This is a genomic window from Bacillus sp. GW821-FHT11D08, from assembly GCF_058808515.1.
Genome location: NZ_JBXARS010000001.1, coordinates 442,882 through 468,671, shown reverse-complemented (window position 1 = coordinate 468,671; position 25,790 = coordinate 442,882). Strand labels below are relative to the sequence as shown.

At 48.0% G+C, this 25,790-nt stretch carries 26 protein-coding genes and 1 riboswitch; of the genes, 14 read left to right on the top strand and 12 right to left on the bottom strand.

The features are described 5' to 3' along the window. Nucleotides 1-10 precede the first annotated feature (10 nt). The 4 genes from AC1RRX_RS02375 to AC1RRX_RS02360 form a co-directional block, all read right to left on the bottom strand. Nucleotides 11-1,753, bottom strand: a complete 1,743-nt coding sequence (locus AC1RRX_RS02375) for a HAMP domain-containing sensor histidine kinase (RefSeq protein ID WP_012118418.1) — start codon at nt 1,751-1,753, stop codon at nt 11-13. Further along, a complete protein-coding gene (locus tag AC1RRX_RS02370) occupies nt 1,750-2,469 on the bottom strand; it encodes a response regulator transcription factor (RefSeq protein ID WP_003151779.1) in 720 nt (239 codons plus the stop codon). Before AC1RRX_RS02370 ends, AC1RRX_RS02375 begins: the two co-directional genes overlap by 4 nt. Nucleotides 2,470-2,642: 173 nt before the next feature. Then, nucleotides 2,643-2,879, bottom strand: coding sequence for a sigma-O factor regulator RsoA (gene rsoA / locus AC1RRX_RS02365; protein WP_003151778.1), 237 nt, complete (start codon nt 2,877-2,879; stop codon nt 2,643-2,645). Beyond that, the gene (locus AC1RRX_RS02360) at nt 2,876-3,412 is read right to left on the bottom strand and encodes a sigma-70 family RNA polymerase sigma factor (RefSeq protein WP_106080001.1); all 537 of its coding nucleotides are present in this window, start codon (nt 3,410-3,412) and stop codon (nt 2,876-2,878) included. Before AC1RRX_RS02360 ends, rsoA begins: the two co-directional genes overlap by 4 nt. Nucleotides 3,413-3,654: 242 nt before the next feature. Between AC1RRX_RS02360 and AC1RRX_RS02355 the strand changes: the two genes are divergently transcribed. The 3 genes from AC1RRX_RS02355 to rsiO all read left to right on the top strand — a co-directional run bounded on the left by AC1RRX_RS02355 (nt 3,655) and on the right by rsiO (nt 5,575). Beyond that, nucleotides 3,655-3,810: a YvrJ family protein gene (locus AC1RRX_RS02355; protein ID WP_012118419.1), complete on the top strand. Its 156-nt coding sequence runs from the start codon at nt 3,655-3,657 to the stop codon at nt 3,808-3,810. 117 nt (nt 3,811-3,927) lie between these two features. Further along, entirely contained in the window at nt 3,928-5,088 is a 1,161-nt protein-coding gene (locus AC1RRX_RS02350) for an oxalate decarboxylase family bicupin (protein ID WP_007410043.1), read from the top strand. Between the two features lie 64 nt (nt 5,089-5,152). After that, nucleotides 5,153-5,575 carry an acid stress-sensitive anti sigma factor RsiO gene (gene rsiO / locus AC1RRX_RS02345; protein WP_032876551.1) on the top strand — a complete coding sequence of 141 codons (423 nt, stop codon included), beginning with the start codon at nt 5,153-5,155 and terminating at the stop codon, nt 5,573-5,575. 37 nt (nt 5,576-5,612) lie between these two features. Here rsiO and AC1RRX_RS02340 read toward each other — a convergent pair whose 3' ends face one another. From AC1RRX_RS02340 to AC1RRX_RS02330, 3 genes are read right to left on the bottom strand one after another with little or no spacing between them, the layout of a single operon-like run. Next, nucleotides 5,613-6,416: an ABC transporter ATP-binding protein gene (locus AC1RRX_RS02340; protein ID WP_007613715.1), complete on the bottom strand. Its 804-nt coding sequence runs from the start codon at nt 6,414-6,416 to the stop codon at nt 5,613-5,615. 18 nt (nt 6,417-6,434) lie between these two features. Beyond that, entirely contained in the window at nt 6,435-7,445 is a 1,011-nt protein-coding gene (locus AC1RRX_RS02335; protein ID WP_007410040.1) for a FecCD family ABC transporter permease, read from the bottom strand. After that, on the bottom strand, nt 7,445-8,482 hold the full coding sequence (locus AC1RRX_RS02330) for a FecCD family ABC transporter permease (protein ID WP_031378357.1): 1,038 nt from the start codon (nt 8,480-8,482) through the stop codon (nt 7,445-7,447). The genes AC1RRX_RS02335 and AC1RRX_RS02330 overlap by 1 nt, the downstream gene beginning before the upstream one ends. 247 nt (nt 8,483-8,729) lie before the next feature. Between AC1RRX_RS02330 and AC1RRX_RS02325 the strand changes: the two genes are divergently transcribed. Then, a complete protein-coding gene (locus AC1RRX_RS02325) occupies nt 8,730-9,668 on the top strand; it encodes an iron-hydroxamate ABC transporter substrate-binding protein (protein ID WP_007410038.1) in 939 nt (312 codons plus the stop codon). A gap of 174 nt (nt 9,669-9,842) precedes the next feature. Here the strand turns inward: AC1RRX_RS02325 and AC1RRX_RS02320 are convergent, their stop codons facing one another. Beyond that, nucleotides 9,843-11,255 carry an amino acid permease gene (locus AC1RRX_RS02320; protein WP_007613722.1) on the bottom strand — a complete coding sequence of 471 codons (1,413 nt, stop codon included), beginning with the start codon at nt 11,253-11,255 and terminating at the stop codon, nt 9,843-9,845. Between the two features lie 110 nt (nt 11,256-11,365). Further along, nucleotides 11,366-11,546: riboswitch (Lysine riboswitch) on the bottom strand. 122 nt (nt 11,547-11,668) lie between these two features. Then, on the bottom strand, nt 11,669-11,809 hold the full coding sequence (gene sspJ, locus AC1RRX_RS02315) for a small acid-soluble spore protein SspJ (RefSeq protein WP_007410034.1): 141 nt from the start codon (nt 11,807-11,809) through the stop codon (nt 11,669-11,671). A gap of 183 nt (nt 11,810-11,992) precedes the next feature. Between sspJ and AC1RRX_RS02310 the strand changes: the two genes are divergently transcribed. Together AC1RRX_RS02310 and AC1RRX_RS02305 are read left to right on the top strand one after the other, a co-directional pair. Next, nucleotides 11,993-12,475, top strand: a complete 483-nt coding sequence (locus tag AC1RRX_RS02310; protein ID WP_003151759.1) for a metal-dependent hydrolase — start codon at nt 11,993-11,995, stop codon at nt 12,473-12,475. A 41-nt stretch (nt 12,476-12,516) separates the two neighbouring features. Continuing rightward, nucleotides 12,517-14,373 (top strand): LTA synthase family protein, encoded by a 1,857-nt coding sequence (locus tag AC1RRX_RS02305; protein WP_144463913.1) that lies wholly within the window; start codon nt 12,517-12,519, stop codon nt 14,371-14,373. Between the two features lie 30 nt (nt 14,374-14,403). Here the strand turns inward: AC1RRX_RS02305 and AC1RRX_RS02300 are convergent, their stop codons facing one another. Beyond that, complete coding sequence (locus AC1RRX_RS02300; protein ID WP_061862558.1) at nt 14,404-15,330, bottom strand: substrate-binding domain-containing protein; 927 nt, start codon at nt 15,328-15,330, stop codon at nt 14,404-14,406. Nucleotides 15,331-15,447: 117 nt separating this feature from the next. On the opposite strand from AC1RRX_RS02300, the gene modA reads away from it, so the two are divergent. The 7 genes from modA to AC1RRX_RS02265 all read left to right on the top strand — a co-directional run bounded on the left by modA (nt 15,448) and on the right by AC1RRX_RS02265 (nt 22,080). Further along, entirely contained in the window at nt 15,448-16,245 is a 798-nt protein-coding gene (gene modA, locus AC1RRX_RS02295) for a molybdate ABC transporter substrate-binding protein (protein ID WP_040238895.1), read from the top strand. Continuing rightward, nucleotides 16,226-16,909 (top strand): molybdate ABC transporter permease subunit, encoded by a 684-nt coding sequence (gene modB / locus AC1RRX_RS02290; RefSeq protein ID WP_014305804.1) that lies wholly within the window; start codon nt 16,226-16,228, stop codon nt 16,907-16,909. The genes modA and modB overlap by 20 nt, the downstream gene beginning before the upstream one ends. Before the next feature lie 94 nt (nt 16,910-17,003). After that, nucleotides 17,004-17,651: a response regulator transcription factor gene (locus AC1RRX_RS02285; protein WP_007410028.1), complete on the top strand. Its 648-nt coding sequence runs from the start codon at nt 17,004-17,006 to the stop codon at nt 17,649-17,651. Between the two features lie 5 nt (nt 17,652-17,656). Continuing rightward, entirely contained in the window at nt 17,657-18,760 is a 1,104-nt protein-coding gene (locus AC1RRX_RS02280) for a sensor histidine kinase (RefSeq protein ID WP_186302949.1), read from the top strand. A 119-nt stretch (nt 18,761-18,879) separates the two neighbouring features. Continuing rightward, a complete protein-coding gene (locus tag AC1RRX_RS02275) occupies nt 18,880-19,815 on the top strand; it encodes an ABC transporter ATP-binding protein (protein ID WP_020956334.1) in 936 nt (311 codons plus the stop codon). A 23-nt stretch (nt 19,816-19,838) separates the two neighbouring features. Next, nucleotides 19,839-20,933, top strand: a complete 1,095-nt coding sequence (locus tag AC1RRX_RS02270; protein WP_039253870.1) for an ABC transporter permease — start codon at nt 19,839-19,841, stop codon at nt 20,931-20,933. 1 nt (nt 20,934) lies between these two features. After that, nucleotides 20,935-22,080 carry an ABC transporter permease gene (locus tag AC1RRX_RS02265; protein WP_144463911.1) on the top strand — a complete coding sequence of 382 codons (1,146 nt, stop codon included), beginning with the start codon at nt 20,935-20,937 and terminating at the stop codon, nt 22,078-22,080. 32 nt (nt 22,081-22,112) lie between these two features. Here AC1RRX_RS02265 and AC1RRX_RS02260 read toward each other — a convergent pair whose 3' ends face one another. Then, a complete protein-coding gene (locus AC1RRX_RS02260) occupies nt 22,113-22,943 on the bottom strand; it encodes an aldo/keto reductase (RefSeq protein ID WP_031378350.1) in 831 nt (276 codons plus the stop codon). Between the two features lie 221 nt (nt 22,944-23,164). On the opposite strand from AC1RRX_RS02260, the gene AC1RRX_RS02255 reads away from it, so the two are divergent. Continuing rightward, nucleotides 23,165-23,650 (top strand): stress protein, encoded by a 486-nt coding sequence (locus AC1RRX_RS02255; RefSeq protein WP_144463910.1) that lies wholly within the window; start codon nt 23,165-23,167, stop codon nt 23,648-23,650. Between the two features lie 39 nt (nt 23,651-23,689). On the opposite strand, the gene AC1RRX_RS02250 is transcribed toward AC1RRX_RS02255, so the two are convergent. After that, complete coding sequence (locus AC1RRX_RS02250) at nt 23,690-25,705, bottom strand: Na+/H+ antiporter (RefSeq protein WP_039253862.1); 2,016 nt, start codon at nt 25,703-25,705, stop codon at nt 23,690-23,692. Nucleotides 25,706-25,790: the final 85 nt, after the last annotated feature.

Sequence of the window (25,790 nt, the reverse complement as noted above, 5' to 3'; positions counted from 1 at the left end):
GCGTCCAAACTCAATCTTTTTTAAAAAGAATCGTAATCACCGTTCCGGCGCTGATTCTGCTGTTGACATGGATGGTTCCGTTATGAAGGTGAACCAGCTCCTTGGCAATGGCGAGCCCGAGTCCCGTTCCTTCTGACGGTCCCTTCGTATTCGTTCCCCGATAATAACGGTTAAACAGCTGGTGAATCGTTTCATCGTCCATTCCTCTTCCGTTATCTTTCACCTTCAGAATGAGCTGTTCGGCTGATTCCTCAAGCACGACCCGAATGGCGGTCCCTTTCTTATTATGCTTAACCGCGTTTGCCAGCAGATTCTCCAGAATACGGCGGAACCACGCTTCATCAATGGCGAAAAGAATGTCTTCCTTTTTGGTTTCAAAGGCGATGTCATATCCTTCCGAGAACGTGTTTTTCGTGAAATCGTTCGTGACGTTTCTGATAAACGGCACGACGTTGATCAGCCGCCGTTCGATCGGGAGGGCCGCGTTTTTGAGGCGGTATGTTAAGTTTAAGTCCTCAATCAGCTTAGACATATATTCTGATTTTTCCCGGACGATCTGCCCCATTTCTTTGACTTCTTCCGGGGTCCAGTCGTATTGCTTCGATTCAAGCATCATGCTGTAGCCGTAAATCGTGCTCAGCGGGGTTTTTAAGTCATGGCTCAGCCCGGCGATCCATTCTTCCCTTGTCGCCTGGATTTTTTCTCTGTTTTTCTTATCCCGCTTCAGCGTGTCGGTCAGCTGATCCATCGATTCGAAAATCTCGGCGAAAAAGCGGAACGGCTGTTTTGTTTTGCCTTTTTTGTTTTTGCTGACCGGCTGTCCTTTGCGGTTCTTCGGCTCTTCAAGCCGGCCCTTTGATAAATTGACGAGCCATTTGATGGTATGAAACAGCGGCCAGCCGAAACGGAAAGAGTACCAGATGGTCAGGATGCAGATCATAAATACTAAGATTCCGATCAAGAGGAAGAGGGTTTTCATCACATTTCTCAAAAATGATTTGTTAAACTCGTGATCGGGGATGTACACGGGGTTCGGCACCGACGCGACCATCCATTTCGTTTTATCGAGTCTTTTAAAAGAAATTTCCCGTTTGTAATTCCACGGCTTGGAACTGTATTTCAGCAATTCAAGCTCATTGACGGTGTTCCGTTCTTTTTTCGTGCTGTTGATATCCCCGAGCAGTCTGCCGCTGTCTTCGAGAAGGTAGACCGCCCCTTTTTCCCGTTTAATATAATCAATCGTGCTCTTTTTATATTGAGAAAGGGAAGCGAGGGATGGCTCCTGTGATTCGATGTATGTGAGAAGCTGCTCACTGGCGGATTTCCAGCCGAACAGAATCAAATAGGTCTCATCATTTATCGTGACCGTCCAGTAATTCAGCTTGTAGTTGTCAAAATTCCGGTACTGGTAAATGGATAAGAGATCTTTTCTGCTGTAATGGCTCGGGACGTCTTTCGGCACTCTGTACGCGTAGTCCGTTTTTTCATTGTCATTAATGATCTGAAGCCAGCCCTTCTGCTTTCGGACCGACATCTTTAAAAATTCATCGACATCCCATGTGCCGTCTTCGTTTTTATCAAGCCACGCTTCAAACGAGTCCGCGGTCGCTTTGGTCAGTCCCGCATTGGCTTCCGCTTCGCTGAAACGCCAATCCAAATAGAAAAAAGAAGCGACGGCCAAAACGGACATCAGCAGGATGACAAGCAGAAGCTGTCCGAAAAAGTGGAGCAGAAATTTTCCGCGCATTCTCATGAGCGGGTTCCTTTTTCTCCTTGATCGGGAATAAACCGATAACCGAGGCCGCGCACCGTTACAATATAGGACGGATTGCTGGGGTCTTTTTCAATTTTTTCTCTGAGCTTGCGGATATGCACCATGACGGTGTTGTTGTCGCCGTAAGACGGATATCCCCATACTTTTTCATAGATCTGATCTTTTGAGAGCACCACATCAGGGTGTTCACAGAAATATTGAAGCAGCTGCAGAAGCTGTGCGGAGCAGCTGACGGGCTCGCCCCCGACGATCAGCTCGGCGTTTTGCGGCGAATAGGAAAAATGGCTGTATGAATACGTCTTTACCGCCGTTTTCTCTTCGCGCTTATAGGTTCTCTTTAACGTCGCTCTGATCCGCGCCGCCAATTCGAGCGGATTAAACGGCTTTGTTATATAATCGTCAGCTCCCAATGCAAATCCTGACAGCTTATCCGCATCAGAAGAACGGGCGGTCAGAAAAAAGATCGGAGCGTCGGTATAGTTCCGGATTTCGGTGCATGCTTCAAAACCGGACATGCCTTCCATCATCACATCCAGCACGAGCAGATCCGCGGTTTCATGTTTAACAAACTCGATCGCTTCCTCAGCGCTTCCGGCTGTCTTAATGTTGTGATAGCCTTCTTTGACGAGAACGCGTTTGACCATATCAACGATCGCCTTCTCATCGTCTACAATTAAAATTGACGCATTTTCCACCTTGGACGTTCCTTTCTCTTTGTTTTTTTCATCATATCATTATATGGATAAGATTTGGTACCTTTTTAGTGCGGAGGTCTTGCGGGGAAACAGAAAAGAAAAACGAGACCGGACATCTCTTCTCGTTTTTCTCACGTTGTCAGAGCGGAATATCCATCATTCCGCCGCTTTTGTCAGGAGCTTTCATTTATAAGATGAAGAATAAATTCCCAAAAACCCGGCACTTCCTGGCATAACAGCATGTCCGCTTTTTCAACGATTTTAATCTTCAATTCTTGTTCAAGATCTTCTCTTTCCTGGTATGATGTATTGCTCAGTTTTTTTTTTATCATTGGCGAAAAACGCGAAATCAAAAGTTCCATTTCGTCGGTATCTGTGTTCTCTTTGTTGAAGTCAAATGGCCCGTTCACTGCTTATTTTCCCCCTTTTTTTGCTTGTCCAGCTGCTTTCTGAGATTGTCGAGCCCTTTTTTATGAATATTGGAAATGTTCTGCCGTGATTCACCCAGCGACTCGGCAATCTCCTTCATCGTCGCTCCGTGAAGATAAATATTCGTCAGCACGCTTTTTTGTTTATCGGTTAACGTCTGAAGCGCTTCGTATAAATCACGGTTTTGGACATGCTGGCTCAAATCCCCCTGCTTCCGCAGAAACTCTTCAAACGCGTCTTTTCCCATTTCATAGGGAAGCGCTTCACCTCCCTCCGGCTGATCCACCGTCAGCGGATAGCGCTTCTGATTTTTACGGATGCGCTTGTCAAAATCGATGGAGAAAATCCGGATCATAGAGTTCATATATTTGATGATCCGGATTTCCTTATAAAACTGTTTAAAATGGTCGTCCAGTGATTTTGCATCCTTCTCGTCTGAATGTTCCAGCACATTTTTAAATTTCTCGTAATGCTTTGGGTCACTTAAAAAATGTTTAACGATCGGATGTTTCATAATTTCCTTGCATTTTGACCGTAAAAGAACTTGATAGTCCATAAAACCGCCCCCTATTTAAATTAAATGAAAGAAAGCAAAAAAAAGTAAACTACTCCTTTCCGACTAAGATTCCGCACTCCTTATGTCCCGGTTTTGCCGGAACAAAAAAAAGACCCTCAATCGGGATATCAGGTTTACAAGAGCCGCTCTTTCTTTCACTTATATACATGACTGCAGGTCAAGTCAGGAGGTGGCTGACAATGGATCAGGTTTTTATAGAAGAAGCGGTCAGACAGATCGGCAATCTCGGCTTTCCGGCTCTGATTGCCATGTATCTTCTCACACGGTTTGAGAAGAAGTTTGACGCCCTGATCGAACTGATGACGGAACTGAAAGATCAGAAAATGAAAAATTAATTTTCACACGAAGTTGACTTTTCATCGGAACGCATCACTTAACAAAGCAGAAGGGAAAACGAAAGGCCTTTCACATTCTCTTTCTGAAAAAACAAAGCTTGAGAGGAGACGATTTACATGTCAAAAGAAAACAACTGCAATATCCCGCAGCCGATCAGAGGAGACAAAGGAGCGACCGTCACGATTCCGCGCAACCTTGAAAGAGACCGCCAAAATCCGGATATGCTGACGCCGCCGGAAACGGATCACGGCACAGTGGATAATATGAAATTCTCTTTCTCAGATGTGCACAACCGGCTGGAAAAGGGCGGATACGCGCGTGAGGTGACCGTTCGCGAGCTGCCGATTTCTGAAAATCTGGCATCTGTCAACATGCGTTTAAAACCGGGCGCCATCCGTGAGCTGCACTGGCATAAAGAAGCGGAATGGGCATATATGCTGACGGGCAAAGCGCGGGTCACGATTGTTGATGAACAGGGACGCAGTTTTATCGATGACGTGAAGGAAGGAGATCTGTGGTACTTCCCGTCAGGCCTGCCGCACTCCATTCAGGCGCTGAAAGAAGGCTGTGAATTCCTCTTGGTTTTTGATGACGGTTCTTTCTCAGAAAACAGCACATTCCAAGTAACTGACTGGCTTGCCCACACACCGCTTGATGTCATCGCCAACAACTTTGGGGTTTCAGAAAAAGACCTCGCCGGCCTGCCCGGGAAAGAAAAATATATCTTTGAAGAGCCGGTTCCCGGGAAGCTGAAAGATGACATCGTGGAAGGCCCGAACGGTGAAGTGCCTTATCCGTTCACTTACCGCCTGCTGGATGAAGGCCCGACTGCTGAGACAGATGGCGGCAAAGTATATATCGCGGATTCCACAAACTTCAAAGTGTCCAAAACGATCGCTTCAGCGCTTGTCGTGGTCGAACCGGGCGCAATGAGAGAGCTGCACTGGCATCCGAACACGCATGAATGGCAGTATTATATTTCCGGTAAAGGACGGATGACGGTTTTTGCATCGGACGGCCATGCGAGAACATTTAACTATCAGGCCGGGGATGTCGGTTACGTCCCGTTCGCAATGGGCCACTATGTGGAGAATTTGGGAGATGAGCCGCTCGTCTTCCTGGAAATCTTCAAGGATGACCACTATGCCGATGTGTCCCTGAACCAATGGCTTGCCATGCTTCCTGAGAAATTCGTCCAGCAGCATCTGGATCTGGGCAAAGACTTTACGGATATTCTTTCGAAAGAGAAACACCCTGTCGTCAAAAAGAAATGCTGAAGATACATCGACTTGCAGAGTTCCGTCTCTGCAAGTCTCCTCTGTGTGAAAAGGAGCTGAACAGATGATCAATCAAAACGGGACGAAAATGTTTTTTCTTCAGGTGCTCCGGTATGCCCTGGCAGCCGCTGCCGTATTATTCGGGTATTTTATCGTGATGATGGCCGTATTTTCATTAGCCGGGACGAGCTACGGATCGATGGCGTACGTCCTGCTTTTTTCCGTGCTTTTTATTTTTCTCGGTTTATGTTTTGAACCGCTTGAGCGGCTGATGATACATAGCTTTACCTTTTTTGGGACGGGCAGGCTGCCTTTTCTCCTTTTAGCCAGCACCGTTCAGCTGCTGTTCCTCTGGATGACCGCGTATACGACGGATAAACTGATTGAAAAGATTTGGCTGTCAACGACGGAGGAGCTGATTGTGGCGGGGGTTTTTTTCGTTTTGGATAAATGCGTCTCCGGACAAAAGCAGCCCCGGGCGCAATAAAAAAACGCAGGCCGGAATGGCTCTGCGTTTTTTTTCATCATACCGTTGCGTTTTCATGCCGGATTAAATCGTAGGTTAAGCAGACCGGTTTGTTCGTGCGCGGATCTTTTACAATCTGTGCGTCAATTTGGAAAACGTCTTCCAATATGCCGGGAGTCATGACTTCCTCCGCCGTTCCTTCCTTGATGACGCGCCCTTTTTTCAGGGCGATCATGTAATGGGAAAAACGGGCGGCATGGTTCAGATCATGAATGACCATTAAAATGGTGCGGCCCTGCTCCTTGTTTAATTTGTCCAGCAGCTGCAAAATTTCAAGCTGATGGGCGAGATCTAAATAAGTGGTCGGTTCATCAAGAAGCAGCAGCTCCGTTTCTTGAGCGAGCGCCATGGCGATCCACACACGCTGCCGCTGCCCCCCGGAAAGCGCTTCGATCGGCCGGTCGTAAAATTCGGCCATCCCCGTCTCTTCAAGCGCCCATTTGATCATGTCACGGTCTTTATCACTCAAACGGCCCATTCCGGACTGATGCGGAAACCTGCCGTAAGAAACAAGTTCGTACACCGTCAGCCCGCTCGGCGCTTCAGGCGTCTGCGGAAGAATTGCCATTTCCTTGGCGATGTCTTTCGTGGATTTTTGCATGATCGCCTGTCCGTTTAAATAGACGGCGCCGGATTTCGGTTTCATGATTCTTGACATCGTTTTGAGAACCGTCGATTTTCCGCAGCCGTTCGGACCGATCAGCGTTGTAATTTTTCCTTTCGGGATGGCGATATCCAATTCTTTCGCTATCAAACGGTCGCCATAACCGACAGTAAGCTGTTCCGCCGATAATGAGTTCATCGCGGCAGTCTCCTTCCTCTATTTCGTTTTCATCAGCAAATATACAAAATACGGCGCTCCGAGCACGGAAATCACCAGGCCGACGGGAACTTCGGACGGTGCAAGCACATTTCTCGCCAGCGTATCGGCAAGCAGAAATAAAAATGCTCCGATTAAAGCCGAAACCGGGATAAGCGTCTGGTGGCGCGGTCCGGTAAGCCTTCTGGCCAAATGCGGCGCAATGAGTCCGAGAAAAGCGATTCCGCCGGCTGCCGCAACACATGACGCGGTCAGGGCAACGGCGCACATCAGCAGAACGCGCCGCTCCTTTTCAACCCGGGTGCCAAGCCCCGCCGCCAGCTGATCACCGAGCTGGAGCACATTTAAATACCTGGCTTTATAGAGGCTGAACGGTAAAAGAACCAGCAGCCACGGCAAAATGGACAGCACCATTTTCCAATTGGCGTTCCAAATCGAACCGGAAATCCATACAAGCGCCTGCATGAAATCCCGCGGGTCCATTTTCAGCTGAAAAATCAAGAGAAGCGCATTAAACCCCGCATTGACGCCGATCCCGACCAAAACGAGCCGGACAGGTGAAACGCCTTTTTTCCAAGCCAGCACATAGATGAGCAGCGCAGCCAGAAAAGCCCCCGCCAAAGCGCTCACCGGAAGCAGCCATGTACCGGCCATGCTTAAATCAGCAGCTGATCCTTGGAAAAAGAAGATAAACAAAACGACCGCCAAAGACGCCCCGGCGTTAATCCCGAGAATGCCCGGCTCCGCCAAGTCATTTTGAGACACGCTTTGAAAAATCGCGCCTGAAACCGCGATTCCGGCGCCGACCAGCAATGACAGCACCATGCGCGGCAGTCTGAATTCAAATAAAACGAGCTGATCCCGGGCATCCCCTTGTCCGAAAAAGACACGTAGCGTATCAAGAGGCGCAATCCGGATCACGCCCATGTTTAAGCTGATAAAAAAGACGATGCATATGAGCAAAAACGTAACGGCCATGACCGCCAGCGGTTTTTTCGATTTTACATTCATTACAGCCCTCTCCTTTCCCTGCGCGCCAAATAAAAGAAAAAGGGAACGCCGATAAGGGCGGTTAAAGCGCCGACCGGTGTTTCAAACGGCGCATTGACAAGTCTTGCGGCAATATCACTGAAGACTAACAGAACGGCGCCGAATACCGCCGAACAGGGAATGATCCACCTGTAATCTACCCCGACTAAAAATCGGGTGATATGCGGAATCACCAAGCCGATAAAAGAAATGGCTCCGGCGACTGAGACTGAAGCCCCCGTCAAGAGGACAACGACAAACATTCCGATTACTTTCACAAGCGATGTGTACTGCCCGAGCCCTTTGGCCAGCTCCTCACCCAAGCTCAGCACCGTCACTGAGCGCGCAATCAGAAATGCCAGCAAAAGTCCGATAACCCCGACCGCCAACAGCAGCTGCACGCCTTCCCATTTCACGGAAGCAACTCCTCCGGCATACCAGAACTTCACATCCTGGGCGACATCAAAACGGATCGCAATCGCGCTTGAAAGCCCCGTTAAGAAATAGCCGACTGCCGTACCGGCCAGCGCGAGCTTCACCGGTGTCAGACCGCCTTTTGAAAACAGGCCGATGCCAAACACAATAAGCGCTCCGATTCCCGCTCCCGCGAAGGACCACAAAACAAGTCCCGCCGCAGACAGGCCCGGAAAAAAAGCAAACGCCAATGCGATCGCAAATCCTGACCCCGACGTCACGCCCATAATGGAAGGCTCAGCAAGCGGGTTCCGCGTCAGCCCCTGCATAATCGCCCCGGACACAGCTAAAAAAGCCCCGACGAGCGCGGCGGCGGCGGTTCTCGGCAGCCTCAGATCGCGTATGATTTGATGAGATGTATTTTGCGGCTGAAAGTGAAAGAGAGCATCCCACACCGTCCGCAGATGAATATCGGCAGCTCCGATGGAAACAGACAGGGCCGCGCCGATCAATAAAACCGCAATCCCGGCACACAGCAGCACAGCCGCTCTGAATGAACGCGCCGTCCACTGGATTTCACTCCCTGATGCCCCTAGAGCCGTCATTGTCTGTTTCTTTTTCAATAGACCCAACACTCGTTCTTCCTTTCTCAAAACAAGAATGGTAATGATAATGATTATCAATGACTTGTTTCAGTATAGCACTTTTATCTTCTCTTTTAATAGACCTAATTTCATATAAAAAAAGAAAGTTTTTCTTAAAAAAGAGCGTGCTTCTCTATGAAAGCAGTGATATAATCACACTGATAATGATTCTCTTTATCACTAATACTCATGAAAGAAGGAATGTCAGATGTTCCATACATACAAGAAAATCGGCGCAGCGCTGATTGCCATGCTGCTCATCGCCGCTTTGGCCGCATGCGGCAATTCTTCAGACTCGAAAGGTTCTTCTGAAAAAGAAGAAACCATCACGTATAAAGCCGAAAACGGCAATATTAAAATTCCGAAGCACCCGAAACGGGTCGTCGTCATGGCTGACGGCTACTACGGCGACTTTAAACAGCTCGGCATCAATATTGTCGGCGCGCCGCAAAACGTATTTAAAAACCCTTATTACAAAGGGAAAACAAAAGGTGTGACAAACATCGGCGACGGCACGTCCGTTGAAAAAATCATTGACTTAAAGCCGGATTTAATCGTTGTCTGGACGACACAAGGCGCCGATATTGAAAAACTGGAAAAAATCGCGCCGACCATCGCCATTAAATATGACAAGCTCAGCAACATTGATCAATTCAAAGAGTTTGCGAAAATGACAGGCACTGAAGATAAAGCAGACAAATGGCTGGCTGAATGGGATAAGAAAACCGCTGCCGCTAAAACAAAGGTTCAAAAAGCGGTCGGCTCAAAAACCATCTCCATCATGCAGACAAACGGAAAAGACATCTATGTATTCGGTAAAGACTTCGGCCGCGGCGGAAGCATCATTTATGACAAACTCGGGCTGAAGGCCACAAAACTGACGCAGGAAAAAGCCATTAATCAAGGACCGGGCTACGCCAGCATTTCACTCGAGAAACTGCCTGACTTCGCGGGAGACTACATCTTTATGGGGCCATGGCAGGCCGGCGGTGACGACAAAGGCGTGCTTGACAGCTCAATCTGGAAGAACCTCGATGCCGTCAAACAAAACCATGTCTACCGCATTGATCCGATCGGCTTCTATTTCTCAGACCCGATCTCACTTGAAGGCCAGCTTGACTACATCACAAAAAGCTTAACGAAGTAATCCCGAAGCCGCTGTCACAGCGGCTTTTTATTACGCTTTACACTTGACCGTTTTTTCAGCGGACGCACTGACCATTTAACCGCATTCGAGACCATTCATTATATACACGCCGTCAAAACGTAACCCGCCGCCGCAAATAAAAAAGACATCTCACAGACGTGAGATGTCTTTTTGTCATACCGATTGTCTGTTGTTTGCAAATTTCTTTGAGACGAAAGGATATAACAGCAAACCGACGAAGAACAGCCCGATACCGAGAATAAAGGTCGTTAAATCGGCCGTTCCGGTAATAATGACATAAAAAGAATAAATGCAGGCAAGGATGGCGATGATACCGTCTCTTACTCTTGAACCCTTTATCTCGTCATACGTTTCACCCGTAAAAATGAGCTTCAGGCTGTAAAACGCTGACACGAGATACGGAATCAGATAAGCGAGCGTCGCCGCCGTCGTTAAAAACGTAAACGCGTCACTGATCGTCCGGGAAATAACCGAAAAGATAAAGATCTGTGACATCACGTTCGTTACGATTAACGACACAACCGGGCTTCCCTGTTTATTCGTTTTTGCAAAAGCAGCCGGAAAGTCTCCTGATTTCGCCGCTTGATACGGAACTTCAGAGCCGAGAAGAATCCAGCCGAGCATCGTTCCGAACAGACACAAAATCGCCAGAATCGCCATGATGACGCTTCCCGCATTGCCGACGATCGCGTACAATACGTCAACAAACGGTTTTTCCGAGCCGACAAGCTTACCATGCGGAAGCACGCCCATCGTAATCAATGTCACGATGATATAGATGCCAAGCGCGATCAATAATCCGGTAATGGTGGCGCGTTTCACATCGCGCTGCGAACGGGCGCGCCCGGATAAAATGACTGCCGATTCAATTCCGACGAACGCCCATAATGTTGAAATCGCCGCATTGTGGATCTGTCCGCCGATTCCCTCAACTGTGTGAGGACCTGTTTGAACCGGAAAATAAAAATGATCGAAAAACGACGTTTGAAACACAAATAAACCTGCAATGATAAAGAAAATAAATCCTAATACTTTTGAAAACGTCGTGACAAAATTTAATTTACTCGCACCGTTAATGCTGGTGACGAGAATCGTGTGAGTGCCCCATAATAAAACCGTACATACGGCAAACGTCAGCAGCTGGCCGAGCGTAACAGCCTGACCGCCGATCGAAAACATTTCACGCTTATCCGTTAAAATCGGGAAAAATGATGTTAAATATCCGGCAAGGCTCGTGATGATCGCCACGTTGCTGATCCAGCTCGCCACCCAGTAGCCCCACACCATCGTGAAGCCCGCTGCATTCCCTTTTTTCCGATCGCTGAACAGCGCACGCGCATAGCTTTGCGGCCCCGCCGTCAGCTCAGGCTTGCGGATGGATAAGTGGCCGAAGACCAGCGCGATCATTAACACACCGGCTCCCGTTAAAAGCCATGCCGATGTGGCGCCGAACGGGCTCGCGATTTTTGCGAGCGAACTCGGAAGCGAAAAGATGCCCGAGCCTACCATATTTCCTACGACAAACGCCGTTAATAACCAAAAACCCCATTTTTTCGTCTGTTCCATTCCTGTACCTCCTGGTTGTTCATTCGTACGGACCAGACCCCGAGACCATATTTACACGCAAAAAAAGCCTGAACAAAAGTCCATGCTTAAAGAAACACACACACCCTTGATCTCCGGATAGCCCTCCGCGAAAAAGCACGCGGCAGTCCTGCACTTATTCAGATACAGTCCCAGCATAAAGAAGGATCGGCTTTCTTTACACTTCGGCGCTGATGCCTTTAACACATGTTTTGCGGCCCCTATCAGCCTGGCATGTGCGACTCATCATCAAGCGCAACCTCTACCTCACCGAGAAAGAGTGAGGATTTTTATCATTCAATTCTACTCAGAGGTTATCAGAGATAAAAAGATCTGTCAAAGGGAAAAATTAGATGGAAAACGGATAGAGCGTTCGCCCTACCCGTCTTATATGGTCAGCGGTTATTTTTTTTCTTTTGAACAGCTTCTTGAAGCGGATCGTCTTTCAGAGCTGCACCGGCGTCTTCAAGCGCGCCTTGAATGACGTTTTTGTTTTTATCGCTGTTTTTTCCTTTTTCTTTGTTAAAGAAAGCCATCTGTATCACCTCTTTATCAAATATAGGTACACCTATAATGTGTCTTTTTCCGCGGCAGAATATGCGGAATCCGCGTCTCCTTCCTTTTGGCGGAACAGGTAAAGTTTGTTGATCAAACATGCATTCTCTTGATATATTTGTAATTCAGGGGATTTTGGCAAAAATAAAAAGGAGAAGCGAAAAATGACAGGAAAAACACACATCATGGGAGGCATCGCTTCTTGTTCCGCAATTGCGTATTATTACGGGTATGATCCGGTCCTTATGACCTCAGCGGGTGCCCTCGGGGCGCTGATTCCCGACATATGCCATACGAAAAGCAAAATCGGCAGAACGCTGCCCGTTCTGTCCAAAATCGTAAGCACGGTGTTCGGCCACAGAACGTTTACACACAGCCTGCTGTTTATGCTTATTATGTTTTTCATTACGGCAACCTATATTCCGAATCCGAGTATTTCCGCCGGACTGATGATCGGAATGGCGAGTCATCTTGTGCTTGACGCATGGACCGTCAACGGCATTAAACTGCTGTTTCCGTCCGCCATCCGCTTCCGTCTTCCCCTTTATATGAGAACGGGGAGCTTTTCGGAGCAGCTTGTGCTGGCCGGCTTAACGATTGTATCCTGCTATTATTTATACGAACTGGTTCACGGCCGCATCTCTTAAACAAAAAGCATCTTTCGCTTTTAGGGTGAGGAGTCATACATATGAAGAAAACCTTTTTCAGCAATCATCGGTTTTTATGCCTGTCCATCCTGTTCATGTGGATGAAAACCTATGCCGTTTATAAGCTCGGTTTTGATCTGCAGAACAATTCGGTTCTTGAGGAATGTCTGCTTCTCATTAATCCGCTGAGCTTCATTGTGCCGCTGTTCGGCATCGCCCTGCTGCTGACAGAAAAAAAACAGCGGATCTTTCTGCTTTCGGCAAATGTGATGCTGACGGGAATTTTAATCGCGAATACGGTGTTTTACGGGTTTTATATTGATTTTATCACCATACCGGTTTTGTTTCAGGCGAGCAATATGGGTGATATGGGAAGCAGCGTCCAAGAGCTGTTTCACCCGCTTTATATCGCTTTATTTTTGGATATTGCGGTTTTGTTTTACCTTGGTAAAAGGCATAAAGCCGATAAAGGGAAAGCCAGCACCCGTACCGTTAAAGCGTATGCGTGGGCATCAGCCGGCCTCATGCTGTGCAACCTTGCGCTGTCTGAGGCTGAGCAGCCGAAGCTGTTCAAGCACCCTTTTGATCGTGAAGCGCTCGTAAAAGGAATCGGCCTGTTCCACTTTCATTTGTATGACACCATTTCGCAGACGCTGAATGCAGGGGCTAAAGCGTTTGCCGACGAAGACAGCCTTGCGGCGGTCGCGAATTACACTCAAGCCGACTACAGCAGGCCGTCCGAATCAAAGTTTGGGCTCGCAAAGGGGCGCAATGTGATTTTTGTAACGCTCGAATCAACCCAGCGTTTTGTAATGGATGAGCGGGTCAACGGACGGGAGATTACCCCGTTTTTAAATAAACTGCGGAAAAAAAGTTATGACTTCACTCATTTTTATCAGCAGACTGAACAGGGAAAAACCTCAGATTCAGAATTCATTACTGCGAATTCGCTGTATCCGTCTTCAAGCGGCGCCGTTTTTTTCACAAAAAGCGGCCACCGGTTCAATACGATGTACCATATGTTAAAAGACCGTCAATACTATTCAGCCGTTCTGCATGCCAATCATAAGGCCTTTTGGAACCGGGATGAGATGTACGGGGCATTCGGAATCGACCGTTTTTTCGACGCGGATGAATTTAAGGTGACACAGGAAAATTCAACAGGCTGGGGCCTGAAGGATAAGGAATTTCTCGAACAGTCAGCGGAAAAATTAAAGAAGCTTCCGCAGCCGTTTTACGCGAGCCTGCTGACTTTGACCAACCATTTTCCTTTTGAAATTGATAAACAGGATCAGCTCATTGAAGAACCGGACACAAGCAGCGAGTTATTAAACCGCTATGTGACGACGGTCCGCTATGAAGATGAGGCCCTGAAACACTTTTTCAAGACGCTGAAAAAAGAAGGACTGTATGACAACGCGATGATCGTCCTGATGGGAGATCATTACGGTATATCCGAAGCCCATAATCAAGGACTTGCCGAATTCTTAGGGAAAGAGGAAATCACTCCGTTTGATACGGTTCAGCTTCAGCGCGTGCCGTTTATCATTCATATTCCCGGGGTGACCGACCGTGCGCCGGAAACGATTGCTTCGGCCGCGGGACAGGTTGATGTAAGACCGACGCTGCTTCACCTGCTCGGCATTGAAACGAAAGGCAGCATTCAGTTCGGCAATGATCTGTTTTCCGGAGAGCGGACCCCGTTTGCGGTGCTGAGAAACGGCAGCTTTATCACGGATGATCATATTTATACGAAAAATACGTGTTACAGCCGTAAAACGGGTGAACCGCTTTCTGACATGAGCGCGTGCAGCGATGAGAAAGAAAAAGCGGAACAAGAGCTGATGCTTTCCGATAAAATATTAAACGGCGACCTGCTGCGGTTTTATAAGCAATAAAAAAATCCCTCCGTTATATGGAGGGATTTTTCATGTTTCATATATGAGCCGTCCGGTCATTTTCGTATCATATCCGGATAATTGAGAAAGCTGAGACTTGAATTCCTCAGAATTGAGAATGTCCTGCACGCTTTGAACAAGCTCCCGGTTTTGTTTTAAGACGACCACATCGTACTGCTCACTGATCACCGGGATAAAGTCCGTGCCCGCCATATGCGCCGCATGCTGCGACCCGACTCCGATATCCGCCTTTCCGCTTGATACTTGTGAAGCCGCTGACAGATGATCCGTGACAATGTCATGATAGCCGGCGACATCAGACGGCGTAATGCCGAAAGATCTGAGCTGTTCATCCAGCAGCACCCTCGCTCCTGATCCTTTTTCGCGATTGACGATACGGACATCCTTTCGGCTCAAATCCTGAAAGCCCTGAATGTTCAGCGGATTTCCCTTTTTCACATATAATCCGGCTTGCCGCAGCACGACATGAAAAAGCGCAAACGGCTCCCCTGAAAGAATGCGCTTCACATACGGGATGTTATACTGCCCCGTCTCCCCATCGTACAAATGCAGACTGACGATGTCACAAGCTCCGCGGTACATCTCGATCAGGCTGTTCAAACTGCCGCTGTACTTGCGGAGCGGAGCCGCCTGTATAGTTTGTTCCAGCTGTTTGCTGAGGAGGTCCATCGACACATCCTGCCCGCTAATGATAACGGACTGCCTTTTTTCCGGCTCCCGCCCGCGGGACGGGTCAGCAGCTTCTGATACGGATGGCTTTTTTGACATTCTCATGTTTGCTTTATATTGTTTTAAGTCCTCTTCATCGACCCTCATCTGTCTTCCGACCCTGTACGCCGGAATGAGTCCTTTTTTTATCAAATCATATACTGTCAGTTTGGAGACCTTCAAAAGGCCCGCAACTTCTTCTATTGTATAGGAAGTGGCTTCTGTCATATTATCACGCTCCGTTTTTATTATAACTGTTCAGATATTGAAAAAAAACCGCACCATCACGTACAATTGCGTTATAATTAGTTTGATCTAATGATATTTAGCTATAAGGGGTGCACAATGTTGAAAAAGAAAGCGACACTACTCACAACTGCGGCTATGGCCGTTTTCCTGGCAACTGCGGGCTGCTCATCCGGACAATCGTCCAAAGGCGGACAAAACGAAAAAGTCACGCTGACCGTTTCTGCGGCAGCCAGCGCTCAGGATGCACTTGAAGAAATCCAGACCAACTACGAAAAATCACATTCAAACGTAACCATTCAAGACAACTTCGGATCATCAGGCACATTGCAAAAACAAATTTCACAAGGCGCGGGAGCTGATTTATTCTTCTCGGCAGCCGAAGATAAATTCGAAAAGCTCGTTCATGACGGAGATATCGACAAAAAGGACAGCACGGATCTTTTGAAAAATGATCTCGTCATGATCGTGCCTGAGAAAAACAGCGCACACCTGACACATCTGAATGACCTGAAAAAAGACAGCGCGGAAAAAATCGCGCTCGGCACGCCTGAATCCGTTCCGGCCGGACAATACGCCAAACAGTCATTGACGGCATTATCCCTGTGGGACAAGGTAAAAGATAAAGTCGTCTATGCAAAAGACGTTCGCCAGGTGCTTTCTTATGTTGAAACCGGAAATGTCGATGCCGGGCTTGTCTATAAAACAGACGCGCTGATTTCGAAAAAGGTGAAAATCACCGATGAAGCGCCGGCGAAAACGCACGATCCGATCGTTTATCCGCTCGGCATCGTCAAGGATACAAAGCACCGTAAAGAAGCAGAAGCGTTTTATCAGTATCTGCAGTCAGATGAAGCAATGAAAGTGTTTAAGAAATATGGATTTACTGCCAAGTAACATTACGGCTTCGGAATTTTTCACCCCAGTCGTATTGTCTTTTGAGGTGGCTTTGGCATCAGGCATCGCCGTCATCATTCTCGGGACGCTTGCCGGCGCCTGGATGGCGAAAGCGCGATTTCCCGGAAAAACGGCTGTGGAGACCCTGTTTATGCTCCCGCTCGTTCTTCCGCCTACCGTTGTCGGCTTCATTCTCATTATTATTTTCGGGAAACACAGCTTTATCGGCCGGGCGATTGAGCGGATTTTTCACCAGCCCGTCATTTTCACGTGGTCGGCCGCGGTGATCGCTTCGGCCATTGTTGCCTTCCCGCTTATGTATCAGTCCGCTAAAACGGGCTTCGCCGCGGTTGATGCTGACATCGAGGGAGCGGCGAAAGTAGACGGAGCCGGCAGGTGGCAGGTGTTCACCCGTATTTCCGTCCCGCTTGCCTTTCCCTCCCTCTTGACCGGAAGCATTCTCAGTATTGCAAGGGCGCTAGGTGAATTCGGGGCGACTTTAATGTTTGCGGGAAATATTCCCGGCGTCACCCAAACGCTGCCGACAGCGATTTACGTCGCGATGGACTCCGGCAATGAAACACTCGCCTGGGTGTGGGTGATCTGTATTGTGATCATTTCTTTCCTGATGCTGTTTTTCATTCAATTGAAAAAACCCGCTTGACCGATCCGCCTTCCGCGCACCTTTCGCCGGAAGGCTTTTTGATTTAAAATCGGATGGTATATAATGAAACAAAAAACACACAAAGGGTGCGGCCATGAAGATTAATGTCATTATCGCGGATGATAATTCTTTCATCAGAGAAGGAATGAAAATCATTTTGCATACATATGAGGAATTTACTGTATCGGCAACGTTGGAAAACGGACTCGAGGCGGCAGAGTATTGTAAACACAATCCCGTCGATATCGCCTTGCTGGACGTCCGCATGCCGGTGATGAACGGTGTCGAAGCCGCAAAACGGATCGCGGAGGAAACGGATACGAAGCCGATGATCCTGACGACATTTGACGACGATGAGTATATTTTAGAAGCGATTAAAAACGGCGCGAAAGGATATTTATTAAAAAATACCGAACCGGAACGGATACGCGATGCGATCAAAAGCGTTTTCAACGGGCACAGCATTCTTCAGGACACCGTGCTGGATAAAATAAAAGACAGCCTTTTCCGGCCGGCGGAAGCCGCGCATCAGATTGATGAAAGCCAGTTTACTGAAAGAGAGCTCAGCATCATGTCGCTTATTGCGAAAGGACTGTCGAACAGGGAAATTTCAAAACAGCTTTTCATTTCTGAAGGGACGACGGCCAATTATATTTCATCTATTTTAGGGAAAACAGGGCTTGAGCATAGAACGCAGATCGCGATTTATTATATCACCGGGAAGGTGGATAACGGGCGTTGAACGGTATGGATTTTTGGATGCTGATGAGCAGACTGATCGCCATTTTTTATACGGCTTTTTTGTTCGTATCGGCAGACCGCCCTTACACGCCGTACGCCGTCTTGTTTCTGCTCGCTTATCTGTCTTTGGGCATTGCGGTCTGCATGATCAGGCCGCCCGTTTGGAGGCGCGGGATCACCCTCATGACGCTGGCATTGACTGCTTGGCTTTCCGCCTTAGGCCATCCGGCGTTTCTATTTCTTTTGCCGCCCGCCATTTTTGCCGTTCTTGCCGAATATCCGGTTCACCGCTATGTGTTCTGCCTGCTCGTGTTTTTGCCGTTTTTATTTATCCCGTACGGCGACCTTCCGACTTATATCGTCATGACCTTGTTCTGCTTGGCGATATTCGTTTTGGCCGCCCGGTCCAGCGACCGGCTGAAAAAATATGAAGAGCAGTCAGACAATATGCGCTCAAGCATTGAAAAACTGACGAAACAGCTGCACAGCAGCACAGAATATATCAAACAATCGGAGTATACCGGCAAACTCGAAGAAAGAAACAGATTGTCCCAAGCCATCCATGACAAAATCGGCCATTCCATGACAGGCGCGCTCATTCAGATGGAAGCGGCGAAGCGGATGCTCGGCTCCCATCCGGACAAAGCGGCTGAACTGCTCCAAAACGCCATTACCATTTCCAAAGAGGGCATTGAGGATATCCGCATAACGCTGAAAAATATGAAACCGCCCGCTGAACAAATGGGCATTCACAGATTAAGAACGTTTATTGATGAATTTTCGGCCAAAAACGGGATGCCGGTTCCGTTTACGTATCAAGGCGATTTGGACAGGCTGACGCAAATGCATTGGAGAGTCATTCAGGAAAACGTAACCGAAGCCTTGACCAATGCAATGAAATACGCCGATGCCACACAGATTTTCATTGATGTCCATGTGCTGAACAAAGCCGTAAAAGCGGAAGTGAAAGATAACGGAAACGGCGCCGGCCGCTTTAAAAAAGGCCTCGGCATGCTCGGTATGGAAGAACGGGCGGCCGTTTTGCACGGAACCGTTATTTTTGACGGCACGGCCGGTTTTTCCGTCACGACATTGCTTCCGGTTGAATAAGTGAATGTTTTCATGTGAAAAATATGAAGATTCTCATGTCAAAGGAATGAACAGCTGCACTAACGGCCGTTCATTCTTTTTTTTATAATAAGAGCATCATAAGACATAGAGGTGGAAACATGAACATTTTGGAGCTCAAACAGCTGAGTAAGAAATTCGGTGATTATGCCGCCGTTGACCAGATGTCGCTTGCCGTAAAAGAAGGTGAGATTTTCGGGTTTCTCGGCGCAAACGGAGCCGGAAAAAGCACGACGATCAATATGATCTCAGGCCTTTTAAAACCTTCAGGCGGAGACATTCTGTTTCTCGGAAAAGATATTTTCAAATATAGCAAAGCAACGAAAATGAATATCGGCATCGTCCCTCAGGACCTCGCGATTTACGAAGAATTAAACGCCTATGAAAATGTGAAGTTCTTCGCCGGGCTGTACGGCCTGAGAGGGGCGGCTCTGAAAGAACGGGTCGAGGAAGCCCTGACATTCGTCGGCTTGAGCGATAAACACAAATATTTGCCGAAGCATTTTTCCGGCGGAATGAAGCGCAGGCTCAATATTGCGTGCGCTCTTGCCCACCGGCCGAAACTGATCATCATGGATGAACCGACGGTCGGCATTGACCCGCAATCAAGAAATTATATTCTGCAATCAGTGAAAAAGCTGAATGAAATGGGCTGCACGATCATCTACACGAGCCACTACATGGAGGAAGTGGAAGAAATATGCACACGCATCGCCATCATCGACCACGGAAAAGTCATCGCAGAAGGCACAAAAGAACAGCTGACCTCCATCATTACCGACACGAAGGACGTCGTGATTGAGCTGTCATCCGGAAACGGCATCAGCCTTGGCGATATTCAGGAGCTGCCAGGCGTCAGAGCCGCCACACTGGAAGAAAACAGCGTGAAAATCAGCTCTGACACAGGGGTCAACAATTTAAACCGCCTGATCCGGTACTTCATGGACAAAGGAATTGAAATCCGCTCCTTGCAGGAACAGGCCCCTGACTTAGAAACGGTATTTCTCACGCTGACAGGCAGAAGCCTGCGCGACTGACCTCACTGAAAGGAGGATTGCAAATGAATATTCTGCACATCGCCGGGAAAGAAATCAAAATCAGTTTCCGCGACAGACGGACTTTTATTTTCATGCTTGCTTTTCCGATCGTCTTCATGCTGATTTTCACTGCGGCATTATCAAACGCCTTTGATTCAGAGGTGACGGTCGGGAACATCGAGGTCGTATATACGGACCAGTCAAACGGCCCTCTTTCTCATGATTTTACTGAGTTTATGAAAGCCGCCAAAAAAGAGCATGTCTATTTTCAAAAAGCGGACACGGAGGCAAAAGGCAAAAACGAGGTTCGAGAAAATCAGGCGGATGCTTTCGTCACTGTAAAAAACACCGGTTTTCAAGTCTTTACAAATGACCGGAGCGGCATAAACGGCACGATCGTCCAAGGCATGCTGACCGCTTTTACCAATCAATACAAAGCAGGCGCCGCCGCTTACAAGGCGCATAAGGCGCCTTCCGCCGGACAAATCAAAAGCGATTATATGAAGCAGACGTCTTTACACAAAGCGAAAGAACCGAAAGCGAAAGATTTTTACGCGATATCCATGACGACGATGATCGGGCTGTACGCCTCGATTTTTGCAAGCACCTTATTCCGCGGGGAAAGAATACGGCACACCGCAGATCGCCTGATCGCCGCCCCGCTCCGGAAAAGCGATATCTTTCTCGGAAAGATGCTCGGCATTTTGGCTGTGAATGTTCTGACGATTCTTGCCGTTGTCGCCTTCAGCAAATTTATCTTAAAAGCGAATTGGGGCAGCCACATGGGACTTGTGCTTTTGATTCTCGTTTCTGAAATTCTTTTGGCCGTCAGCTTCGGGCTCAGCCTGAGCTATTTGACCAGAAAACCCGAAAGCGCCAGATTAATCACCGTCATCATCGTTCAGGTGATGTCCATTATCGGCGGCGCCTATTACAAATATGAAGGCGGAGGAATTTCCGCCCTGTCGCCCTTATCCTGGATCAATAAGGCGATTAACAACATCATTTACGCAAATGATGTATCAGCGGCATGGCCTGCACTCGGTTTAAATACAGCATTGGCGGCACTCTTTTTGCTGATCGCCGCATTTACGTTTCAAAGACGGGAGGGACTGTAATATGAAAAACTTCTGGTGGCTGTTTGCGCACACTCTCAAAGGGATTACAAAAAGCAAAAAACAGCTCATTCTTTATATCGGGGCTCCGCTGATCGGCGTCTTCCTCTCCTTCATGACCAATGCCAACGGCGGAGCCGAAACGCTCAATATCGGCATTCTCGATCAAGACGGCGGAGAAGTGGCGCAGGATACGGCCGCGTTTTTAAAAGGACTGGATCATGTGAAGATTTCGGAGGAAACGGCTGCGTCCGCCACATCAAAAATCGCTTCAGGAAAAATGGAGGCGCTCATTACGTTTGAAAAAGGCTTCTCCCAAAGCGTAAAAGACGGGAAACCGTCTCACATCGGCATGACCTCGCTGAAAGGCGCCCAGGTCACCGGATATGTCAGCTCTTATTTGTACAATTATATGAACAGCATCGCCTCAATCGGCAAATCCTCCGGCGGAGACGCAAAGGCCTTTCAGGCGATGTACGCCGATTTCAAGCATTCTCCCATTCAAACGGAGTCCGCTGTTTTACAAGATACATCGAACCATAAAGAAATGACCTACTCAGTCATCGGGTATCTCATTATCATTATGCTCTATTCCGCCGGCAACCTGACGGAACTGATGATTAAAGAGAGAGAAAACAGGACATACTACAGGCTTCTGTCAACGCCGATCACATCAAAGCAGTATGTATTGGCGAACGCGGCGGTGAATATCATTATCATGGCCGTCCAAATTCTATTCGCCGTTCTCTTTATGGGCGCCGCTTTTCATATTCATCCGTCATTCCCGCTGTGGCAGCTGTTCGTCCTGATGATGCTGTTTGCATTAAGCGCGATCGGGATCGCCTTTATTGCCGTCGGTTTTTCTAACAGCAGCGCTTCGGCATCGGCGCTTTTGAATTTGATCGTCGTGCCGACATGCTTGCTGGCCGGCTGCTTCTTTCCGGGCAATATTATGCCGAAAACGGTGCAGACAATCGCCGAATTTCTGCCTCAGCGCTGGGTGCTCGATACGGTGGATCAATTGCAGCAAGGCCGCACGTTCCAAAGCCTGATGCTGAACATCATCATTTTGGGAGCCTTCGCCGCCGCCCTGTTATTAATAGCCGCATACAGGTTCAGCGTAAAACGTCAGACACAGACATTTATGTAAAGAAAAACAGCCCCGTAAAGGGCTGTTTTTTCTTAGAACAGAAGCTCGTCCGGATTCGGGCCGACACGCTCGTCTTTGTTCAATGCGCTGATCTTTTCCATTTCTTCCTGTGACAGTTCGAAATCAAAAATATCGGCATTTTCTATGATGCGGTGCTCTTTAATCGATTTCGGAATGGTAACGACTTCGTTCTGAAGATCCCAGCGCAAAATCACTTGAGCAACCGATTTGTTATGTTTTTCCGCAATTTGTGACAGCACTTCGTTATCGAGAAGCTGTCCCTGCATCAATGGAGACCATGCTTCCACTTGAATGCCCTGCGCTTTGCAGAAATCTCTTACTTCTTTTTGAGTCAGGCGCGGGTGGAATTCAATCTGGTTGACCATCGGCTTGATTTCAGCATCTTTCAGCAGTTCTTCTAAATGATGCACTTGGAAGTTGCTGACGCCGATGGCGCGGATTTTGCCGTCTTTGTACAGCTTTTCAAGAGCGCGCCATGTGTCTTTATATTTATCCTTGCCCGGCCAGTGAATCAGGTAAAGGTCGAGGTAATCGAGGCCGAGGCGCTCAAGGCTTTTGTCAAACGCGTCAAGTGTCGTTTCGTATCCTTGATCTTCATTCCACACTTTTGACGTGATGAACAGCTCTTCTCTGGCAACGCCCGCAGCTCTGATGCCTTCGCCGACACCCTCTTCATTTTTATAAATAGCCGCCGTATCAATGCTGCGGTAGCCGTTTCTGATTGCCGCTTCGACGGAGTCCGCCGCTACGCTTCCGTTTTCCACCTTGAAGACGCCAAGGCCGAACCACGGCATTTCAACGCCATTATGAAGCTTTACAGTATCTTTTAAGCTTTTTGCCACGTTGAACCATCCTTTCTAGTCATTATGTAAACGGTTATTATTATCTCACATTTCCGCCGTAAGAAACCAATTATACGCTCATCGTTATCACAAAAACCATCTTTAGTGCCCAAGCACCACTTCCGTTATTATTTTCCTATTTTTCAAAAATTCCGGTTAACCGGTTAACTGTCCGGGTAAATCGCTACTGTAGCCACCACACAATTGAAGGAGGAAATCATATGAAACGTATGCGTATCCCGATGTCCGTTGCCCTTGGCGCCGCTTTGTCTCTGACTCCTCTGTCCTTTGTATCCGCAAAAGAAACCCCGTTCCCTCAAAACATGGCACAGCAATCATCAGATGTCTCAGCAAAAGATGTCGGATTAAACATTGACGTTGACCTGCTCGGCATCGGCAATTCGATTGCTGACGCGATTAAGTCGGCGCAAAACCGTGACGGCTTCGTCAAAAACTTAATGGAATCTTCATTCTACGCTTCCGGACAAAAATATAACGTCATGGTGTTTAATTTAAGCCAGGAATATGAAGATCATTTTAACGGTGTTCAGTTTTACGGTTCCGCCGTTTATGACGGCATCACGTACGGCATTTGGGTGTTTGAAGACGGAAGCTTCACCAATAAAGGTGATGGCGGCTGGATCAACTGGGCCTTCAGAGGCTGGTTTGACCGCGACGGCGATCACGTCGAATTCCATCGTCCGTAATCAAAAAAAGTCCGGCGACAGATGCCGGACTTTTTTGATTTATTCATCTCCGTCAAGCATGGCCGCTTCCACATCATTGATGTATTGGCGAAGCTCATGTGACATATCGCGGGAAATTTCCCGCTCTTCGAACAATGTTTGGATTTCGTTGCGGATGGCCTGCACGGCCCGCAGTTTGATTTCGAGTTTTTGATTTTCAAAACGGCGGCTCGGACTCTGTTCGTGATACGAGTGCCCCAGCCTGAAAATCAAGTGATTGTAAAAGGAAATGACGGCAAGCGTCACATCTTTATTTTCTTCAGTCATGTGTTTTTTCAGGCTTTCAATGGCCGCTTTTGCCGTTTTAACCCTTGTGGCGCGGATGAGGCCTTCTTCATTTAAAATCGTCATTTCCGGCTTTTTTTGTTCACCGAAAAAGATCCAGTACATCAGGCGTTTCAGCTTTTTCTTAGATAAGCCGACTTTAAACGGATTCGTATACAGCACTTCCAGTTCATCAAACCGTTCCTGAAGGCTGTCAGCCGTTTCTTCCGGTATGTCGCCCCGCTCAATCAGCCGCAGCAATTCTTCCTGTTCAGCCTGTATCCCTTGGGCGCGGACTTTCCGCTCATCTTTTTTCGTGCGGTTTTTGACGGTGAACTGCTGAAATCTGAGATTTTTCATTTTCTCATTGTATTCGGCAATGACCGCAAAAGAAGCCGTTTTGTTTGTCTCATTCATATTTTCTTTAATGGCGGTTAAGGCAGCTTTTATCAGCTTCCGTCTCGCTGTCAGCAATTTGACTTTCTTCTCTTTCACATTGTCTTCCGGCTTATCTGTCAAAATCGGCAGTACGATTGTCGCCAGCACCAATGTGCACATAATAACACCCGCGGCTAAAAAGAGAATCAAATTCCGTTCAGGAAACGGTGAGCCGTCAGAGAGCACGTAAGGAATGGAAAAGGAACCCGCAAGCGTGACCGCTCCCCTGACGCCTGAAACCGAAATCAGCAGGGTCGAGCGCAGGCCGGGTTTATAAATGCTCTGATCCTTGTTAAAAAACCACTTGCCGTTCCAAAAAAACAGCACCCACAAAAACCTGAGAATCATTAACGTCAGCGTAATGACGATAATGTACCCGATGACCATCATATTGTTAAACGCGGTATCATTAAAGATGACGGAAACTACATCCGGTATTTGCGCCCCTAAAATAACGAAAACAAGACCGTTCAGAATGAACAAAATAATATTCCACGTACTTGAAGAGACGATTTGCAGTTTGACCATCGTTGATTCAAGACGGTCCTGCTCCACCGCATGAGTGATGCCGCCGGCCACAACAGCTAAAATGCCGGAAACGCCGATTTCTTCAGCCGCGAGATAGATGACGAACGGCGTCAGAATTTGAATCAGCATATGCATCGTGACATCCTGCATGCCGAGGCGGCGCAAAAACAGCCGGAAACGGATAATCAAAAAAGAAATGACGACACCGCTGAGTAAACCGCCGGCTGAAATCAGAACGAAACTGAAGGCGGCCTGCGCCAGCGAAAATGCGCCCGTCACGGCAGCCGCAATCGCAAATTTAAAAGCGACCAGGCCGGATGCGTCATTCATCAGTCCTTCTCCTTCAAGGAGACGCAGAATGCCTTTTGGCATCTTCACTCGCCCTGACAGCGCGCTGACCGCGACAACGTCAGTCGGTGACAGAATCGCCGCCAGCCCGAACGCGGCAGCCAGCGGAATGCTCGGAATCATCCAATGAATCGTGTAACCGCCGACAATCACCGTGGCAAACACGAGCCCGAGCGCAAGCAGCAGAATCGGCGCTCTTAAATTCCAAAGTTCCGCACGCGGCGTCCGTTTTCCATCGTTAAAAAGCAGCGGAGCGATAAACAAAACAAAAAACAATTCGGTATTCAGTTCAAAATGAAGTCCCTGCGGAAATGACGCCGCAATGATACCGAGCGCCACCTGAATCAAAGGCACCGGGATAAAGGGGACAAACCGATTTACGATATTTGAGATCGCGATGATGGTTAAAAGTACGAGTACGACTAAAAATATGTCCAAAGCATGACCTCCTTCATCTGCTGCATCATATCATTATTGCCTGTTCTCTGCCTTTGCCAAAGGCCGGAGCCGATGATCGGGCAGA

Bases quoted from the DNA above. Each gene is read 5' to 3' on its own strand.
- sspJ (WP_007410034.1), bottom strand. From the start codon at position 11,809: ATGGCTTTCTTTAACAAAGAAAAAGGAAAAAACAGCGATAAAAACAAA.
- AC1RRX_RS02255 (WP_144463910.1), top strand. From the start codon at position 23,165: ATGAAACGTATGCGTATCCCGATGTCCGTTGCCCTTGGCGCCGCTTTG.
- modA (WP_040238895.1), top strand. From the start codon at position 15,448: ATGTTGAAAAAGAAAGCGACACTACTCACAACTGCGGCTATGGCCGTT.
- AC1RRX_RS02320 (WP_007613722.1), bottom strand. From the start codon at position 11,255: ATGGAACAGACGAAAAAATGGGGTTTTTGGTTATTAACGGCGTTTGTC.
- AC1RRX_RS02340 (WP_007613715.1), bottom strand. From the start codon at position 6,416: ATGAACTCATTATCGGCGGAACAGCTTACTGTCGGTTATGGCGACCGT.
- AC1RRX_RS02360 (WP_106080001.1), bottom strand. From the start codon at position 3,412: ATGAAACATCCGATCGTTAAACATTTTTTAAGTGACCCAAAGCATTAC.
- AC1RRX_RS02265 (WP_144463911.1), top strand. From the start codon at position 20,935: ATGAAAAACTTCTGGTGGCTGTTTGCGCACACTCTCAAAGGGATTACA.
- AC1RRX_RS02330 (WP_031378357.1), bottom strand. From the start codon at position 8,482: ATGACGGCTCTAGGGGCATCAGGGAGTGAAATCCAGTGGACGGCGCGT.
- AC1RRX_RS02325 (WP_007410038.1), top strand. From the start codon at position 8,730: ATGTTCCATACATACAAGAAAATCGGCGCAGCGCTGATTGCCATGCTG.
- AC1RRX_RS02335 (WP_007410040.1), bottom strand. From the start codon at position 7,445: ATGAATGTAAAATCGAAAAAACCGCTGGCGGTCATGGCCGTTACGTTT.
- modB (WP_014305804.1), top strand. From the start codon at position 16,226: ATGGATTTACTGCCAAGTAACATTACGGCTTCGGAATTTTTCACCCCA.
- AC1RRX_RS02355 (WP_012118419.1), top strand. From the start codon at position 3,655: ATGGATCAGGTTTTTATAGAAGAAGCGGTCAGACAGATCGGCAATCTC.
- AC1RRX_RS02285 (WP_007410028.1), top strand. From the start codon at position 17,004: ATGAAGATTAATGTCATTATCGCGGATGATAATTCTTTCATCAGAGAA.
- AC1RRX_RS02310 (WP_003151759.1), top strand. From the start codon at position 11,993: ATGACAGGAAAAACACACATCATGGGAGGCATCGCTTCTTGTTCCGCA.
- rsiO (WP_032876551.1), top strand. From the start codon at position 5,153: ATGATCAATCAAAACGGGACGAAAATGTTTTTTCTTCAGGTGCTCCGG.
- AC1RRX_RS02305 (WP_144463913.1), top strand. From the start codon at position 12,517: ATGAAGAAAACCTTTTTCAGCAATCATCGGTTTTTATGCCTGTCCATC.
- AC1RRX_RS02300 (WP_061862558.1), bottom strand. From the start codon at position 15,330: ATGACAGAAGCCACTTCCTATACAATAGAAGAAGTTGCGGGCCTTTTG.
- AC1RRX_RS02280 (WP_186302949.1), top strand. From the start codon at position 17,657: ATGGATTTTTGGATGCTGATGAGCAGACTGATCGCCATTTTTTATACG.
- AC1RRX_RS02275 (WP_020956334.1), top strand. From the start codon at position 18,880: ATGAACATTTTGGAGCTCAAACAGCTGAGTAAGAAATTCGGTGATTAT.
- AC1RRX_RS02270 (WP_039253870.1), top strand. From the start codon at position 19,839: ATGAATATTCTGCACATCGCCGGGAAAGAAATCAAAATCAGTTTCCGC.
- AC1RRX_RS02375 (WP_012118418.1), bottom strand. From the start codon at position 1,753: ATGAGAATGCGCGGAAAATTTCTGCTCCACTTTTTCGGACAGCTTCTG.
- AC1RRX_RS02350 (WP_007410043.1), top strand. From the start codon at position 3,928: ATGTCAAAAGAAAACAACTGCAATATCCCGCAGCCGATCAGAGGAGAC.